Here is a 15667-nt window from a genome sequence, read left to right as displayed (position 1 = left end):
TGGTCTGGATAACTGAGCCTAGTCGAACGACTGCTACCCTGGGATGGTCAACCCTTTGAACCCCAGCCTTCGGAGAGCGTTCCATGTCTGACCGTTATATCGACTTCGCCAACTCAAGCCTCGGCCATCGCCTGGTCGCCGCCCTTGGCCTGCCGTCACCGGTACGCCTGGAACGCTGGCAAGCCGGGCGCCTGCGCCCGGTGGAAGGTGCGCTGTTACTGGGTGGTGGCGCGCTGGCAACGAACGTGAAAGCGTTTGCCAACCGGCTCACCGACGCCATTTACACCTACGGCGCCGACACTTCGACCTGGATTCCCGGCCATGGCCCCAAGCTCAAGGCCGTGGTATTCGATGCCAGCGACCTGCAACACACCGACCAGCTCAAGCAACTGCGTGAGTTTTTCCAACCGTTGCTGAAAAACCTGGATCACAGTGCACACCTGGTGATCCTCGGCCGCGCGCCGGAAAGCCTCAGCGACCCGTTCGCCGCCAGCGCCCAGCGCGCCCTCGAAGGTTTCAGCCGGTCACTGGCCAAGGAACTGCGCAACGGCGGCGTGCTGCAATTGCTCTACGTCGGCGACGGTGCCGAAGACCAACTGGAAGGCGCGCTGCGCTTCTTCCTCTCACCGAAAAGCGCCTATATCTCCGGTCAGGTGATTCGCCTCAAGGCCTGTGCCACGCCCGTCGAAGACTGGACTCGCCCCCTCGCCGGGCGCAAGGCATTGGTGACCGGCGCAGCCCGTGGCATTGGCGCGTCCATCGCTGAAACCCTGGCCCGCGACGGCGCCGAAGTGATCCTGCTCGACGTGCCCCAGGCCAAGGCCGACCTCGAGGCCCTGGCCGCACGCCTGGGTGCGCGCACCGTGGTGCTGGATATCTGCGCCGAAGACGCCGCCGGCCAGTTGATCGAACACCTGCCCGACGGCCTCGACATCCTGGTGCACAACGCCGGGATCACCCGTGACAAGACCCTGGCCAACATGACCCCGGAATACTGGGACGCGGTGCTGGCGGTCAACCTCAATGCCCCGCAAGTGCTGACCAAGGCACTGCTGGACAGCGGCACCCTGCACGACAACGCCCGCGTGGTGGTGCTGGCCTCCATCAGCGGCATCGCCGGCAACCGTGGGCAGACCAACTATGCCGCGAGCAAGGCCGGCTTGATCGGCCTGGTACAGGCATGGGCGCCGTTATTGGAAGAACGCGGGATCAGTATCAACGCCGTAGCCCCAGGCTTTATCGAAACCCAGATGACCGCGCATATTCCCTTTGCCCTGCGTGAAGCCGGGCGGCGCATGAGCTCGCTGGGCCAGGGCGGTTTGCCGCATGACGTCGCCGAAGCAGTGGCCTGGCTGGGCCAGCCGGGTTCCGGTGCGGTCAGCGGGCAAGCGCTGCGGGTGTGTGGGCAAAGTCTATTGGGAGCGTAAGCATGGATTGGCAAACCTTAGGCAGTACGCCGTTTCTGCCACCGTTGTATTGGCGGGCAGCGCTCAAGCGCAAGATCACCGGCACCACGCTGCCCGAGCAAGGCCTGCGCTGTCGGGTAAGCGTCGACCCCAAGCAGGTGGCGGCGTACCGCCAGGTCTGCGGGTTTACCGAGAGCCCCATGCTGCCGGCGACCTATCCGCACATCCTGGCATTCGGTCTTCAGATGCAGTTGCTCACCGATAAGAAGTTTCCCTTCCCTCTGCTGGGATTGATTCACCTGAGTAACCGTATCCGCATCCATCGCCCACTGGGCGGAGTCAGCGAATTGTCCATCGGCGTGCACACGCAGAACCTCAGGCCCCACCCCAAGGGCGCGACCTTTGAAGTGGTCACCACAGTTGAAGACTCTCTCGGCCTGCTGTGGGAAGCCGAGAGCCGAATGCTGTGCCGGGGTGTAAAGCTCGAAGGCGAAGCGACCGATGATGCCCGTCCCAGCCCTGCCGAGATCAGCGAATTGACTCGCTGGAAGGCCCCAGCCGATATCGGCCGCCGCTACGCACGGGTGTCAGGAGACTACAACCCGATCCACCTCAGTGCGCCGACCGCCAGACTGTTCGGCTTCCCCCAAGCCATCGCCCACGGGCTGTGGAACAAGGCGCACACCCTCGCCGCCCTGGGTGAACACCTGCCTGCGGCCAATATTGAGATAGACGTGGAGTTCAGGAAGCCCGTGCGCCTGCCCAGTGAAGTCAGGTTACTGGCCAGCGCCGCCGGTTCCAGCGGCGAATTCTTATTGAAAGGCGCGGGTGACATCGAGCATATGCTGGGTAAATGGCAGCCCATTGCATAAAAGCGACTGATAAATTGTATATATACACCCTAAGTGATAGCGGGCCTTTTCAGGCTCGCTTTTTATATGCAGGTTTTTGATTTTAAACATATATACATCCAGAAACATCATGCCCTATACCTTTGGCATTAGTCGCTTAAACGGTACAACCCAGCCGTATATAAATCATTAATACCAAGTTGAGCATTGAGAGAAAGAGCGCCCGGGCCTGTTATAGCCACACGGACAAACGCATCGCTATCCGCAGAAATAGCCAGCGTTTGAGACAACTCAGGTTGTACAGGTGCAAGGAACTCAATCATGAAGACTCAAGTCATGTTCTGGAAAGCAAGTACCACGCTGGCACTGGCAATCGCACTCACACTCGGCGGTTGCAGCAGCGGTGGCGGCGGACATCGCAGTGGGGGCTCTGCTTCCTCGGATACTGCTGCTGGCGGTGGCAGCACCGGTGGTGGCGGTACAGACGGTGGCAGTACTGGCGCAACCAGCACCCTGGTAACGGCCAGTGTGGCCGACACCCTCGGCGATACCGTGACCGACCTCGGCGGCACCGTCAGCAGCCTGGGCACTACCCTCGGCAGCCTGCCTATCGTGGGTGCAACTACGCGCAGCCTGGTGCGTGCTACCGGCAACGCCGTCAGCAGCATCGGCGACGGCCTGTCGGATGGCCTCGGTTCACTGGGTACCGACAGCAATGCACTGGGCAACACCGTCGCGGGCGTGGCCGACGGTGTCTCCGACCTCGGTGCAGGCGTGACCGCCACCGGCCAGAACGTCGCCACCTTGCTGGGGCACGTGCCGGTGGTCAGCGGCGCGGCACCGGTGGCAGGCAACGTCGTCGGCAAGCTCGGCAATGCCGTGACCATGCTCGGCGACACCCTCAGCACCGCCAGTACCACCGGCCCGCTGGGCTCGGCCACCCATACGCTTGGCGCAAAGGTATTGGTCCCGGTGGTGTCGCTGGTGGAAAGCACCACCGCTAAAGTCGGCAGCACGACCGGCCTGGACAGCCCCGTGGGCGGCCTGCTGCAAAAGCTCGGCGATACCGTCGATAGCCTGGGCAATCAAGTCGCCGACACCGGTGGCAGCGGCAACCCGGCGACCGGCGCCGTGGGCGGCGTGCTCAATGGCGTGGGTACCGTGGTCGGCAAGGCCAGCGGCTATGTCGACGCCACGGGTAACAGTGGCGGCAGCAACCGCAGACCGGGCCTGGCGGAACTCATCGGCGGCGTGATAGCGGGCGCCGGCAGCGGCCTCAATGCCGGCAGTAGCAACGGTCTGGTCAGCGCCACCGGCGTCACCGGTGTGAAGGCGGGCACTACCGTGGCATCCCTGGGCACCCTTCTGGGCGGCAGTGGCGTCCCCAACACCGCCGCAGGCACTCCCATTGCCACGTTGACCAGCCAGGTCGGCGGCGCGTTGAACCCCGTCACCAGTGGCGTCACCCGCCTCACTCAAACCGTCGGCAATGCCACCGGCCTGGGCACTCCAATCAACGGCCTGGCCACCAACGCCGGCGGCGCCGTCAGCAGGCTGGGCAGCCAAATCACCAGCACCAACGCCAACCCGGTCATCAACGCCTTGGGGGGTACCGTCAACGCAGTGGGTGGCACCGTGGCCTCGGTCGGAGGATTGGTCAGCGGCGGCCCCAACACCGGTGGTGGTTTGCTCGGCGGCGGCCTGGCCGTGACGACCTCCGCGGGTGCCAGCACCAGCACGAATGGCGGTGCCCTGGGCGGGCTGCTGGGTGGCCTGACCGGCAGGAAATGATTGCACCTGGCCGATTAGACGGCCTCACCTACAGCGCCTACGCTTGGTTGAGACGAGAGACCAGCTAAGTCTCTCGTCTTTTTTTCATGGGTCAATGATCGACCCCTGAAAACACCCAGACCGCGCTCCCCGAGCCCGACGGGAACCTGCAAAACGCTGCAGCAGTTTTGACCATGGAGTGTCCTATGCGCGCTTTGACACCGTTGTTACTGCTCACCCTCAGTGCTTCCGTCCACGCCGACCCCCTGCCCAGTTTCCTCAATAGCAACGACACCGTCCGCAACCTGCCCGTGCCTAACCTGCCCGCCGACGCGTATCGACCGGCGCCCCCGCAGACCCGACTGCCCGCCCCTGCTGCCAGCGCGGAGCAGCCGTTGCTGATGGACACCAAGGTGACCATTCGAAAGCTGCAGATCGACGGCGGCACGGTCTACCCGCTCAAGGACGTCGCCCAGGCATTCGAACCGCTGATCGGCCATGAAACCAACCTGGCGCAATTGATCGAAGCCACCCGCAGCATCACCCGCCGCTACCAGGAAGATGGCTACCTGCTGTCCTACGCCTTCCTGCCGGAACAGCGCTTCGACGGCGGCCTGGTGCATGTGGTGCTGGTCGAAGGCTATATCCGCGATTACCAGCTGCAAGGCGACATCGGCCCGGTTTCGTCATACGTCGACAAACTCGCCGAAAAACTCAAGGCCGAACGTCCACTCACCCGTAAGACGTTCGAGCGTTACACGACACTGATGAGCGCCATCCCGGGCGTAACCTTGCAGGCCCAGGTACCGCCGCCCGCCACCACCGACGGCGGCACGCCGATGCACATCACCGCCAGCCGCAAACCCTTCACCACCAGCATGAGCCTCAACGAGGCCAGCCGAGGCGGCACGCAGGCGCTGCTCACCGGCACCGGCAACTCCTGGACCTCCATGGGCGAACAACTGAGCCTCAGCGGCCTGTTCCCGCCCGGCGACGACAAAGAACATTACTACCGCGCAGCCTACAGCCAATTCATCAATGCCGAGGGCACCCAGCTCACGCTGTCGGGTGAACGCTACCGCGCCGATCCACGCACCAGCCTGCAACTGGGCGAAGGCCTGGAGCTCAAGCCACACCAGGAAATCGACCGCTACGCCATCGGCTTCAGCCACCCGCTGATCGCGTCGCCCAACGAGTCATTGAACCTCGGCGCCCGCTACTATGCCGTCGACCAGACTACGCGCTACAAGCTCGAAGGTTTCCCGCAACGCCTGGCGCTGCAAACAGACCTGCGCGCACTGGCGTTCGAAGGCGATTGGCGCAAGGCCGACACGACCCAGTTGCGCATCCTCAGCGCCGGTGTGTACCAAGGCATCAACGGCATGGGCGCCAAGACCCGCACAGACTTCGGCGGGCTCAAGCCGGACCTCGACTTCTTCCGCCTGCGTCTCTCCGGCGTGCAGAGCAACAGGCTCTTCGATAACTGGCAAGGTGTGCTCTCCGGCGCACTCTACTGGAGCCACGACGACCTGCCCGACAGCGAGCGCGCCACCTTCGGCGGGCAGAATTTCGGCCGTGGCTACCCCGATGACCAGGGCTCCGGCGACAAAGGCTGGGGCGTGGCGTATGAGATCAACTACAGCTACAACCGTACCAGCGAGTGGGTGCGCATCCTGCAGCCCTATATGGTGTTCGACCGCGCCAGGGCCTGGTTCAACGACCTGCCGGTCAAGGGCAGCGATATGTCATCGGCGGCCCTGGGCCTGCGTTTTGGCGACGCCAGGTACTACAACATTTCCGTGGAGGCGGCCAAGCCGATGGCGGATGTGGCGCGGGATAACTTCGACCGGCGGCCGCGGTATACGCTGAGCTTCACTTATCAGCTGTGAATGAGCGCTTAATACCTGGAGTGAGAGAGAGGAAACAGGTTGTTGAGCGTATCGATCAAGCGCACCAGATAGATCGGCTTGCGGAACAGGTCCAGCACCTGCAGGCGCAGCATGTCGCTGACGTCATCCATCTCGGCATGGCCCGACATCACGATCACCGGCAGGTGCGAGCGCGAGGTGTGTTCGCGCAGGCGCTTGATCAAGGAAATACCGCTTTCCTCAGGCATGCGCAGGTCGGTAATGACCAGGGCGATATCCGGATGCAGTGTCAATTCTTGCAAGGCGAAGGTCACGGAGGTGGCGGTAAAACAGACAAAGCCCTCGTGTTCGAGGGATTCGGCCAGCTCAACCAGAGCATCCTCTTCGTCGTCCACCAATAATATTTGTTGGCGAGACAAAGAAGATGCGCTCATGGCCGTACCTGGAAGAATGGGGTAATTGGAGAATAGCCGCTGCAACTTGGCAGTCAGGTCGCCGTTGGCAGCTTGGTAGCGATCGAAGTGAAAATTCCACTTATCTTGGTGCCCAGGCCTGTTCCGGCACCCACAATGACGAGGGCCACCAGCGCCACGATAATGGCGTATTCAATACCTGAAGCAGCCTCTTTGCGTTTGAAGAACAGTTGTATCTGAACATATAACTTCAACATCAGGTCAAGGAACATACGACTTCTCCCTAATACGCCACTAAAAGCCAGTACGGCTCTAGCACGATGTTTGCGACGTGCAATTAGAGCATTGCCAACAAACCTCAGCCTCACAACTGTAAGAACTCATTAATCACAAAGTATTAGTCGTCGGTGCATGCCTGACTACCCGGCTGCAAATAGCGTTCAAATAAAATTTTATCCGTGACAAATGGCGTTTCGTCCTGGCTGAGCTACCTTCAAATAGCCAAATCGTTAGATGTTCATCACAGCCAGGTTGCGAATTAGTTCGTTTGGATTGACGAACAGGTAGTGCAACGGGAAAGGGAGAGCCGTCATGAACAGTCGCATCAGCATGGCCCTGGCCGCTGTGCTGCTAATCGGGGCATTGATTGCAGGGTACTGGGGGCTGGTGTTGAGCCGCCAAACGGAGCCCGTCGCAACACCTGTCATTTCTGCCGAAAAGCCCACTGCTGTCGTCGAAGACCAGACCCGCCAACCAGTGGTCGTACTGGCGCATGACGTCCCTGCCTTCGTTGCACTTACCGCTGCCGACCTGGTCGTGGAAAAACTCCGCACGGTGCCCGCCGGCAGCCTGACGCGGCTGGACCAGGCCATCGGCCGCCAACCACTGCGCGCACTGGGAGCAGGTACCTGGCTCAGCGAAGAAAGCTTCAGCGCCGGCGGCCCGCTTGCCCGCATGATTCATCCCGATGAGCGCGCATTGGCCGTGGCCGTCGACGAGGTGATCGGCGCGGCAGGCCAACTGAGCCCCGGCGACTATGTGGATGTGCTGCTGTTCCTGCGCCAGGATGCTGGCAACGCGGAGCAGTCGGCACAAATCGTCCTTCCAGCCCTGCGCCTGCTCAGCGTCGGTGACCAATTGGGCCTGGCCAACGATGGCTTGCCGGCCGTGCCGCCCGCCGCCACGCCCGAGGAGCGCGCCCAGGCTGCCCAGCGTCGCGCTGCTGCACGCACCGTGGTGTTGGCCGTGCCGGAGCCTCTATTGAGCCGCCTGATGCTGGCGTCGCAAGCCGGTACCTTGCGCCTGGCCGTGCGCAGTGCCGAGGAGCAACTGCTCAGCCAGTACTGGGCCGGGGAAAACGACGCTTCGGACAAACTGGCCAATGCCAATCGTGACCTCTACCAATTCACCCAGCTTGCCCTTGTGGGACCGCCCAAAAGCGTCGCGCAAATCAGCGGCGCACCCGCTGTACGCCGGGGCGTCGAGGTGATTCGCGGCGCGCAGGCCACTGAACAAACCCCGTGATTGAGCAAGGATGCCTTGAATGAGCCATCGCTACGCCCTCATGTTCACGCCAATTGCCTGGGCCTTGATGCTGACAAGCCTGCCAGCCGCCATGACCCTGGCGGCACCCGGCAATTGCAGCGCCCTGGGCCAGTTGCCTGCCGTGGTCGAGGTGGGCGAAGGCTTGCAACAGGAGCTGCAATCGCCGGTGCCAATCACCCGCCTGGCGATTGGCGACCCGAAGATCGCGGATGTGCGCGTCAATGGTGACCGTCATTTCCTGCTGACCGGCGTCGCCAGCGGCGCTACCAGCCTGATGGTGTGGACTGCCTGTACCAAGGCGCCGCGCCAGAGCATGGTGTTCGTCAAGGGCAAGGCCACGTCGGCACTGACCAGTTTGTCGCGGCCACCCTCCGAAGACCCATTGCTGCCCAGCCAGGTGCAGACGGATATACGCTTTGTAGAAGTCAGCCGCACCAAGCTCAAGGAAGCCAGCACCCAGTTCCTGGGGCTGGGCAACAATTTTTTCCTCGGCAGCCCCAACCTTCTCTCCCCGGCAGAAGGTGTGTTCAAACTGCCGGTGAGTGCCGAGTCTTTCAATGTCGGTTTTGGCGGCGGTCGGGTCAAAGCGATGATCAACGCCCTCGAGAGCAGCGGTTTTGCCTACACCCTGGCGCGTCCCAGCCTGGTAGCGCTGAGCGGCCAGAGCGCAACCTTCCTGGCCGGCGGTGAAGTACCTATACCCGTACCCAGCGCCGGCAGTGACACCATCTCCATCGAATACAAGGAATTCGGCATTCGCCTGACCCTCACGCCGACGGTGATTGATCGCAACCGCATCACCCTCAAGGTAGCGCCGGAGGTCAGCGAGCTGGACTACAGCAACGCCGTACAGATCCAGGGCATCCAGGTGCCGGCCCTGACCGTACGCCGCACCGACACCAGCGTGTCCCTGGCCGATGGCGAAAGCTTTGTGATCAGCGGCCTGATCAGCACCAACAACCGCTCCAGCATCAGCAAGTTTCCGGGGTTGGGCGATATCCCGGTCCTGGGTGCGTTTTTCCGCGACACCAATATCCGCCGCGAAGAAAAGGAGCTGCTGATGATCGTCACGCCGCACCTGGTGCAACCGCTGGCGGCCAACGCTCAGTTGCCTTCCTTGCCCGGCGAAAAACTGCGCAACTATGACCCCAACTGGTACCGCCTGTTTTTCCTCGAAAACGGTAATTTCGACCGCCGCAGTGGACTTTCCCAATGAGCGATAGCTTGAGCCAGACGTTCCTCGCCATCACTCGCAACACCATCGACCTGGAGTGGCTGCAGGGTGCCCTGGCGCCCCTTGGCCAAGTCGTGAGCGCTGGCACCGGCAGCCTGGACGAGCTGCTGGCGCTGGTCGACGTGACCTTTGCCAACCTGGTCTTCATCGGCCTGGACCGTGAAAACCTGGTGGCCCAGAGTGCGCTGATCGAAGGCGCCCTGGAGGCCAAGCCGATGCTCGCCGTGGTCGCCCTGGGCGACGGCATGGACAACCAGTTGGTACTCAACGCCATGCGGGCGGGCGCCCGGGATTTCGTCGCCTACGGCTCACGCTCCAGCGAAGTGGCCGGCCTGGTGCGCCGCTTGAGCAAGCGCCTGCCGACCATCACCCCCAGTGCACACTTGGGCGGCCTGACCGTTCTGTTTGGCACCCAAAGCAACGCGGACGGCGCGATGCTGGCGACTCACCTGGCCCTGGTGGTGCAAAAAAGCGGCCAGCAGACCCTGCTGCTGGATCTGGGCCTGCCACGCAGCGACAGCCTGGCGCTGCTGGGGCTGGAGAGCACCTTCAACTTCGGTGACGCGTTGCGGCATTTGCGCCGCCTCGATACCACGCTGATCAACAGCGCCTTTACCACAACCGTGGATGGCCTGCGCATCCTGGCGTATGCCACCGGCGACGAACCGCTGAAACTGACCAGCGCCGCCGAGCTGTACATGCTGCTCAGCGCACTGCGCCAGCACTTCCAGCACATCGTCGTGAACCTTACCGGGCAACCGGACAGCGACGCACTGCGCACCTTTGTCGGCCACTGCGACAAACTGCTGTGGTGCACCGACCAGAACGTACTGGACTGTCGCCGCAACCTCGCGGTGCTCAATCGCTGGCGCGACAAAGGCATGAAACTCGACCACGCCAGGCTGGTGGTCGACCGTTATATCAAGTCCTGCGTACCAGACACCGACACCCTGGAAAAAAGCTACGGCCTTGAGTGCATCGCCGTGCTGCCGCTGAGCGCCGAACTGCGCCTGAACGTAAAGAACCAGGGCCAGACCCTGTTTGCCCTGGCCCCACGTGAAGCGTTGAGCCAGGCCGTGCGCACCTTGGGCGAACGCCTGGCGAAACGCTCCGAGGGCTTGGAAAAACCATCAATGCGTTGGTTCGAACGCATCCTGGGGACGGTGCGATGAACGGCGAGAAACTCTTCGGCGGCCCGGCCCGCAGCGGCGGCAACACGGATCACGATGGCTTGAAGCTGGTGCTGCATCGCTACATCATCGACGCTATCGAGGAGTCGGGTAAGAACCTGCTTGAAGACACGCGCCAATCCCTGGCGCAATTTGTCGTCGACAAGGTGTCCGAGTACATCACGCGCATGCGCCTGGCGATCTCGCGCTATGAGATGGAACGCCTGGCCGAAGAGATCGTCGACGAACTTACCGGTTTCGGCCCGCTGGAGGTGCTGCTGCGCGACCCATCGGTCACCGAAATCCTGGTCAATGGGCCGCACCGGGTGTTTATCGAACGTGAGGGCCTGCTGCATCAGAGTGACCTGCGTTTTATCGACGACCACCACGTGGAGCGCGTGATGCAACGCATCCTCGCGCCGTTGGGCCGGCGCCTGGACGAATCCTCGCCGATGGTCGATGCACGCCTGCCTGACGGTAGCCGGGTCAACGCGATCATCCCGCCGATTGCCCTGGATGGGCCATGCCTGTCAATCCGCAAGTTCCGCAAGGACATGCTCAAGAGCAGCGACCTGGTTGCCATGCAGACCATCGACCAGAGCATCTTCGAGTTTTTCCAGGAAGCCGTCGGCAGGCGCTGCAATATCCTCATCAGCGGCGGCACCGGCACCGGCAAGACTACGTTGCTCAATATTCTCAGCCAGTTGATCAATCCCCACGAGCGTCTGGTGACCATCGAAGACGTTGCCGAATTGCAACTGGGGCATCCCCATGTGGTGCGCCTGGAAACCCGCCCGCCCAATGCCGAGGGCCACGGTGAGGTCAGGTCCAGCGACCTGATTCGCAACGCCCTGCGGATGCGCCCGGACCGCATCATCCTGGGGGAAATCCGTGGCGTGGAAGTGCTCGACGTAATGACGGCCATGAACACCGGCCACGACGGTTCCATGAGCACCGTGCACGCCAACAATGCCCAGGATGCGTTGCTGCGCCTGGAAACCCTGGTGGGCCTGACCGGCCGCGTGATCGCGGAAAAAACTCTGCGCCAGATGATCTGCGCCGCGCTGGATGTGGTGATCCAGCTGACGCGCATGCCCGATGGCCGTCGTTGCGTGAGCGAGGTGGTGGAAGTGGTCGGTGTGCGCGATGACGTGTATGTCACCAATACCCTGTTCCGGCTGGACCGGCGCACCGGCGTCGGTTTCCTGCGCGAAGCCATCAACCCGGCCGGCGATAAGTTGCGCCGCGCCACAGCCATGCCGCTGTAGGGAGCGCCTGATGACCGGACCTGTATTGCTGCTGGTTTGCCTATTGCTGATCGGTCTGTCGTTCTGGCTGTTTCAGCATGGCCTGCGCAAGGCCCGGACCAGTCGCGTGCTGGAGCGCCTCGGCGACGGCCAACCCGAGGCACAGGAGCAGCCCGGCACCTGGACCGGCCTTGAGCGCATGTTTCTGCGCGCCGGGCTGGGCAAACCCAAGGAACGCCTCGGCCTGTGGCTGAGCGCGTGGGTGGTCGGCGCCCTGCTGGGCTACTTGGTCGCCGACGGGCTGGGCCTGGTGTTGATGGCCCTGGGCCCGCCCCTGGCATTGCGTGCCTATATCGCCTGGCGTTACCAGCAGCGGGTGCAACGTATGGTCGAGCAACTGCCGCAGTTGTTGGACCATAGCGTACGCAGCCTCAAATCCGGCCGCACCCTGGCCGACGCGGTATTGGGCGGTATCGAGAGCGTGGAAAACCCGCTCAAGCACGCCATGGGCCGCATGCAGCGCAACGTGCGCCTGGGGGTGAGCCTGCCGGATTCGGCCAGCGACTTCGCCGAATTCTACGAACAGGACGAGTTCCGCCTGTTCGCCCTTGGCCTGAAGGTCAACCACCGCTACGGCGGCAACGCCAGCGAACTGCTGGAAAACCTGATCAAGATGATCCGCGAGCGGGACCAGGGCGCCCGGCAACTCAAGGCGATGACGGGCGAGACCCGCATGACGGCCTACGTGCTGGGCGGTTTGCCGATCCTGATCGTGGGCTACTTCATCCTGGTCAACCCTGGCTACTTGATGACCATGTGGAACGACGACACGGGGCGCTCCCTGCTGTTCGGCGCACTGGCGATGGACCTGACGGGCACCTTTGCCATGTGGCGCATGCTGAGGAGTGTGTGAGATGGCCCTGATGGTCAGCCTGTTGCTGGCGCTCGCCGCCATGGTACTGGTGGGCGGGCAATGGCTCGAACATCGCCGTCGTGATCGCAGGGTCATTGAGCGCTTGCAAGGGCGCAGCGCCAGCGATGACAAACTTGGCACGTTCATGCGCCAACTGGGCGCAAGCACGCTGGGCCAGCGCTCAGTCAGCCTGGACAACGAGACCCAGGTCCTGCTCAACCGGGTCGGTTGGCGCAGGGCCAGCCAGCGCTCGCTGTTTGCCGCTTTCCAGATCGGCGTGCCTGTCGCGGCGATGGGCCTGACCCTGCTCGGCCAGCAACTATTTTTCCCTCACGCCACTCCCGCCTGGATTGCCCCGGCGGTCGCCCTGGGCATCGGCTACCTGTTGCCAAAACGCGTGCTCGCCGCTGCCGCCAAATTCCGCCAGCAGCGCATCGCCAAGGAAATCTCAACCTTCATTCCGCTGCTGCGCATCCTGTTCGAGTCGGGCATGGCGATTGAACAATCCCTGCGCGTGATGGCCAACGAAGCCCAGCGCTTGCTTCCAGACCTGACCCACGAATTGCGCCTGATCCTGGCACGCGTCGACTCCGGCCTGGAACTGAGCGAAGAACTGGGCAAGACCGCGCGCATATTGGAGGTGGATGAGTTCACCGACACCTGCATCATCCTCCAGCAATTGATCCAGCAGGGGGGTGGCGCGATGAAATCCCTGCTGACGCTCAAGCAATTGCTCGACGACCGGCGCCTGACCCGCATGCAGGAATACATCTCGAAAATGTCGGCCAAAATGTCGGTGGTGATGATGGTGTTCCTGTTTCCCGCCTTGCTGATCGTGCTCGGCGGCCCCGCCTTTATCGGCATCGCCCGCGCCTTGAGCCAATTCTGAGGACCACCTTGATGAAACCACTGATTGCCGGCCTGACCCTGCTGATGCTCGGCGGATGCGCCACCAACGGCCACACCCCATGGGCCGCGTTGACCGCGCCGGGCAGTTGCGCCAAACCCAGTGCGGAGCAGGAACTGACGCTGAACCTGTCCGATGACCTGGCCAACGAGGGCAAGCTGCACGCCAGCCTGGCCAACCTGCAGAACCTGCCCGACAGCTTGCCCCAGGTGCGCCAGCGCCAGGCCCGTAACTTTCGCTTGCTGGGCCGCAGTGAGGCCGAACCCTTGTATCGCAGCCTGCTGGGTACTTGCATGACCGCCGAAGGCGAACATGGGCTGGGGCAACTGGCAGCGGCCAAGGGCGACCACCCACAGGCGATGGCTCACCTGCAAAGGGCCGCGCGCCTGGCGCCCACCGATGAAAAAATCCGCAATGACCTGGGCGTGGTGTACCTCAACCAATTGCGCCTGGAAGACGCGCGCTTTGAGTTCATGACGGCTATCGAGCTCAAACAGGGCGACACGCTGGCTGCGGTCAACCTGGTGACCTTGCTGATTTATCAGGATGACTGGGGGCAAGCGGCCAGAGTGGTCAGCCAGCTGGGCTTGAACCCCGGCCAGGTCACCGAGGCACAGGCCCGCGCGGCCCGGCTCAAGCACTCAGCCAGGACCGCGCGCAACGTCGCGACGGCCGCCGATACCCTGCCGGTGAGTATCAAGTAAGGAGTCGATGATGAAAGCCCATTACGTTGTGTGTCTGGCGCTGTTGCCATTGAGCGCCTCGGCTATTCCACCGGGGCCTTCGTCCCCGCAGCAGGCCGAAACGGAAAACTGGATGGCGTTGCAGGTCGATGGGCGGGCAGCCTCGCCGACACCGCAGAGCACCACCCCGGCAGAAAAGGAGCAGGCATTGCAGCGTTGGCTGGACAGTCACAAGCACCCGATTCCGGAGTTCTTTGAAACCAAGTCGGAGGCGGGCGGCAAGAGCCAGTGAACCCCGTGCGTCAGTGCGCACTCACCTGCTGGCGCATCGGCGAGTGGCTTGGCGACAACGCCAGCGCCAGCTGGGTGCGGTTGTGCATATGGGTCAGGCGCAACACCTGGGACACATACAGCTTGACGGTGTTTTCGGTGATGCCCAATTCGCAGGCGATCTGGTAATTGGTCTGGCCCTTGCCTACCAGCCACGCCACCTCCATCTGACGGGGTGACAGCTGGTTGAAGATGGATGGAACCTGCGCCGCTCCGGCGTCTTGCCGCCCCTCGCCGTCAGCCTCCTGCAGCGGGCCGCGCCGTACCTTGTCGAGGTCCTGGTACAAGTCATTGATGGATTCGGAAAGGTACTGCAGTTTCTGGTTCAAGTGCCCCAGTTGCAGCTCCTTTTGCCGCTCTTCCAGCGCCGCTTCCTGGCGCTGCAGGCCCTCGAGCAACTCATCGAGGTTGATCGGCTTCTGGTAGTAATCCGAGATGCCCGCGCGCAGGGCCTTGATCACGTCCTGTTTGTCGGCACGCCCGGTGAGCATGATGGCCTCGAACGCACGCTGCTTGCCGGCGATCTTCTGCATCGACTGCACCAGCTCGATCCCATCCATGTCCGGCATGTGCAGGTCACACAGCACCAGGCCGACCTCGGCGTCCTCGCTGAAACGCTGCAAGGCCTGGCGGCTGGATTCACACGGGACGCAGTGGTAGCCACTGCTTTCGAGGAACTCGCAAAGCTCCTCAACGATCAGCGGTTGGTCATCGACCACCAGCACTTTTACAGCCGATTTCAGCTTGTTCACACGCGACTCCATGCCTGGCAAGCCAAAAGACTGACCTATCCGTTTGGACGAAGAATCCTATACATCCGTTCCATAAACGTAGACCTACTTTCCGACTCTGTACATAGCAATAGAGGCATTGTGCGACTAAAGGGTCCATACCCCATACAGCACAAAACCCGCGAATAAAAACGCGGCGAAAGGCTGCTTGGCAGGCGGGCCTTGCACCCGATCAGCAGCGCGCGGACCGAGCTGTTGACGAACGACCAACCAGCCGACCAGGGTGATGGCGGCACCGATCAGCGACCACAACACATGATCCACCGTGGTGGCCAGGCCCAGCGCCGCGAGCAGCTTCACGTCGCCCGCACCGAAGCGGTCCAGCGCATAGCCCGGCAGGGTCAACAGCAGCGCCAGGGCAAACGCCAAGAGACCGGCGCTCGCCGGCGCGCCCAGCCAGGTGGCACCTGTGCACAACAGGTATAACAGCGCCAGCAACGCCACGCCCAGGGTCAAGCCATTGGCGATCTGTCGCCGGCGAATATCCTGCACCGCACAGACTCCCAGCCAGATCACTATCACTACGCCATGAATCACGTA

Annotated in this window: 17 protein-coding genes; 12 read left to right on the top strand and 5 right to left on the bottom strand. The window is 62.6% G+C overall.

The features are described from left to right. Positions 1-83 precede the first annotated feature (83 nt). Together BFP99_RS09925 and BFP99_RS09920 are read left to right on the top strand one after the other, a co-directional pair. Positions 84-1427 carry a 3-oxoacyl-ACP reductase gene (locus BFP99_RS09925; RefSeq protein WP_065947183.1) on the top strand — a complete coding sequence of 448 codons (1344 nt, stop codon included), beginning with the start codon at positions 84-86 and terminating at the stop codon, positions 1425-1427. A 2-nt stretch (positions 1428-1429) separates the two neighbouring features. Next, positions 1430-2278: a MaoC family dehydratase gene (locus BFP99_RS09920; RefSeq protein WP_065947182.1), complete on the top strand. Its 849-nt coding sequence runs from the start codon at positions 1430-1432 to the stop codon at positions 2276-2278. A gap of 128 nt (positions 2279-2406) precedes the next feature. Here the strand turns inward: BFP99_RS09920 and BFP99_RS33255 are convergent, their stop codons facing one another. Further along, complete coding sequence (locus BFP99_RS33255) at positions 2407-2580, bottom strand: hypothetical protein (protein WP_155954386.1); 174 nt, start codon at positions 2578-2580, stop codon at positions 2407-2409. Here BFP99_RS33255 and BFP99_RS09915 point away from each other — a divergent pair. Together BFP99_RS09915 and BFP99_RS09910 are read left to right on the top strand one after the other, a co-directional pair. Continuing rightward, positions 2579-4048 (top strand): collagen-like triple helix repeat-containing protein, encoded by a 1470-nt coding sequence (locus BFP99_RS09915; RefSeq protein ID WP_065947181.1) that lies wholly within the window; start codon positions 2579-2581, stop codon positions 4046-4048. The genes BFP99_RS33255 and BFP99_RS09915 overlap by 2 nt on opposite strands. A 185-nt stretch (positions 4049-4233) precedes the next feature. Then, positions 4234-5916 (top strand): ShlB/FhaC/HecB family hemolysin secretion/activation protein, encoded by a 1683-nt coding sequence (locus BFP99_RS09910; RefSeq protein ID WP_065925538.1) that lies wholly within the window; start codon positions 4234-4236, stop codon positions 5914-5916. Between the two features lie 8 nt (positions 5917-5924). Here the strand turns inward: BFP99_RS09910 and BFP99_RS09905 are convergent, their stop codons facing one another. Next, complete coding sequence (locus BFP99_RS09905) at positions 5925-6329, bottom strand: response regulator (RefSeq protein WP_065947180.1); 405 nt, start codon at positions 6327-6329, stop codon at positions 5925-5927. Between the two features lie 53 nt (positions 6330-6382). Then, positions 6383-6580, bottom strand: coding sequence for a Flp family type IVb pilin (locus tag BFP99_RS09900; protein WP_065947179.1), 198 nt, complete (start codon positions 6578-6580; stop codon positions 6383-6385). Positions 6581-6899: 319 nt separating this feature from the next. On the opposite strand from BFP99_RS09900, the gene cpaB reads away from it, so the two are divergent. The 8 genes from cpaB to BFP99_RS09860 are packed head-to-tail and all read left to right on the top strand — an operon-like array spanning position 6900 to position 14298. Further along, the gene (cpaB, locus tag BFP99_RS09895; protein ID WP_065947178.1) at positions 6900-7832 is read left to right on the top strand and encodes a Flp pilus assembly protein CpaB; all 933 of its coding nucleotides are present in this window, start codon (positions 6900-6902) and stop codon (positions 7830-7832) included. Between the two features lie 19 nt (positions 7833-7851). Next, positions 7852-9069, top strand: coding sequence for a type II and III secretion system protein family protein (locus BFP99_RS09890; RefSeq protein WP_065947177.1), 1218 nt, complete (start codon positions 7852-7854; stop codon positions 9067-9069). After that, complete coding sequence (locus BFP99_RS09885) at positions 9066-10259, top strand: pilus assembly protein (protein WP_065947176.1); 1194 nt, start codon at positions 9066-9068, stop codon at positions 10257-10259. The genes BFP99_RS09890 and BFP99_RS09885 overlap by 4 nt, the downstream gene beginning before the upstream one ends. Then, positions 10256-11524 (top strand): CpaF family protein, encoded by a 1269-nt coding sequence (locus BFP99_RS09880; protein ID WP_065925542.1) that lies wholly within the window; start codon positions 10256-10258, stop codon positions 11522-11524. Before BFP99_RS09885 ends, BFP99_RS09880 begins: the two co-directional genes overlap by 4 nt. Before the next feature lie 10 nt (positions 11525-11534). Beyond that, positions 11535-12416: a type II secretion system F family protein gene (locus tag BFP99_RS09875; RefSeq protein WP_065947175.1), complete on the top strand. Its 882-nt coding sequence runs from the start codon at positions 11535-11537 to the stop codon at positions 12414-12416. Position 12417: 1 nt separating this feature from the next. Next, positions 12418-13305 (top strand): type II secretion system F family protein, encoded by an 888-nt coding sequence (locus BFP99_RS09870; protein WP_065947174.1) that lies wholly within the window; start codon positions 12418-12420, stop codon positions 13303-13305. A gap of 11 nt (positions 13306-13316) precedes the next feature. After that, positions 13317-14027 carry a tetratricopeptide repeat protein gene (locus BFP99_RS09865; RefSeq protein WP_065947173.1) on the top strand — a complete coding sequence of 237 codons (711 nt, stop codon included), beginning with the start codon at positions 13317-13319 and terminating at the stop codon, positions 14025-14027. Positions 14028-14037: 10 nt separating this feature from the next. Further along, positions 14038-14298, top strand: coding sequence for a DUF3613 domain-containing protein (locus BFP99_RS09860; protein ID WP_027607976.1), 261 nt, complete (start codon positions 14038-14040; stop codon positions 14296-14298). A 10-nt stretch (positions 14299-14308) separates the two neighbouring features. On the opposite strand, the gene BFP99_RS09855 is transcribed toward BFP99_RS09860, so the two are convergent. Beyond that, a complete protein-coding gene (locus BFP99_RS09855) occupies positions 14309-15088 on the bottom strand; it encodes a response regulator transcription factor (RefSeq protein WP_065947172.1) in 780 nt (259 codons plus the stop codon). A gap of 126 nt (positions 15089-15214) precedes the next feature. Next, complete coding sequence (locus BFP99_RS09850) at positions 15215-15664, bottom strand: prepilin peptidase (RefSeq protein ID WP_027607978.1); 450 nt, start codon at positions 15662-15664, stop codon at positions 15215-15217. Between the last annotated feature and the right edge of the window lie 3 nt (positions 15665-15667).

It is taken from the genome of Pseudomonas sp. 1 R 17 (assembly GCF_900067035.1).
Classification (GTDB): domain Bacteria; phylum Pseudomonadota; class Gammaproteobacteria; order Pseudomonadales; family Pseudomonadaceae; genus Aquipseudomonas; species Aquipseudomonas marginalis.
This window is presented reverse-complemented; position numbering and strand designations above follow the sequence as displayed.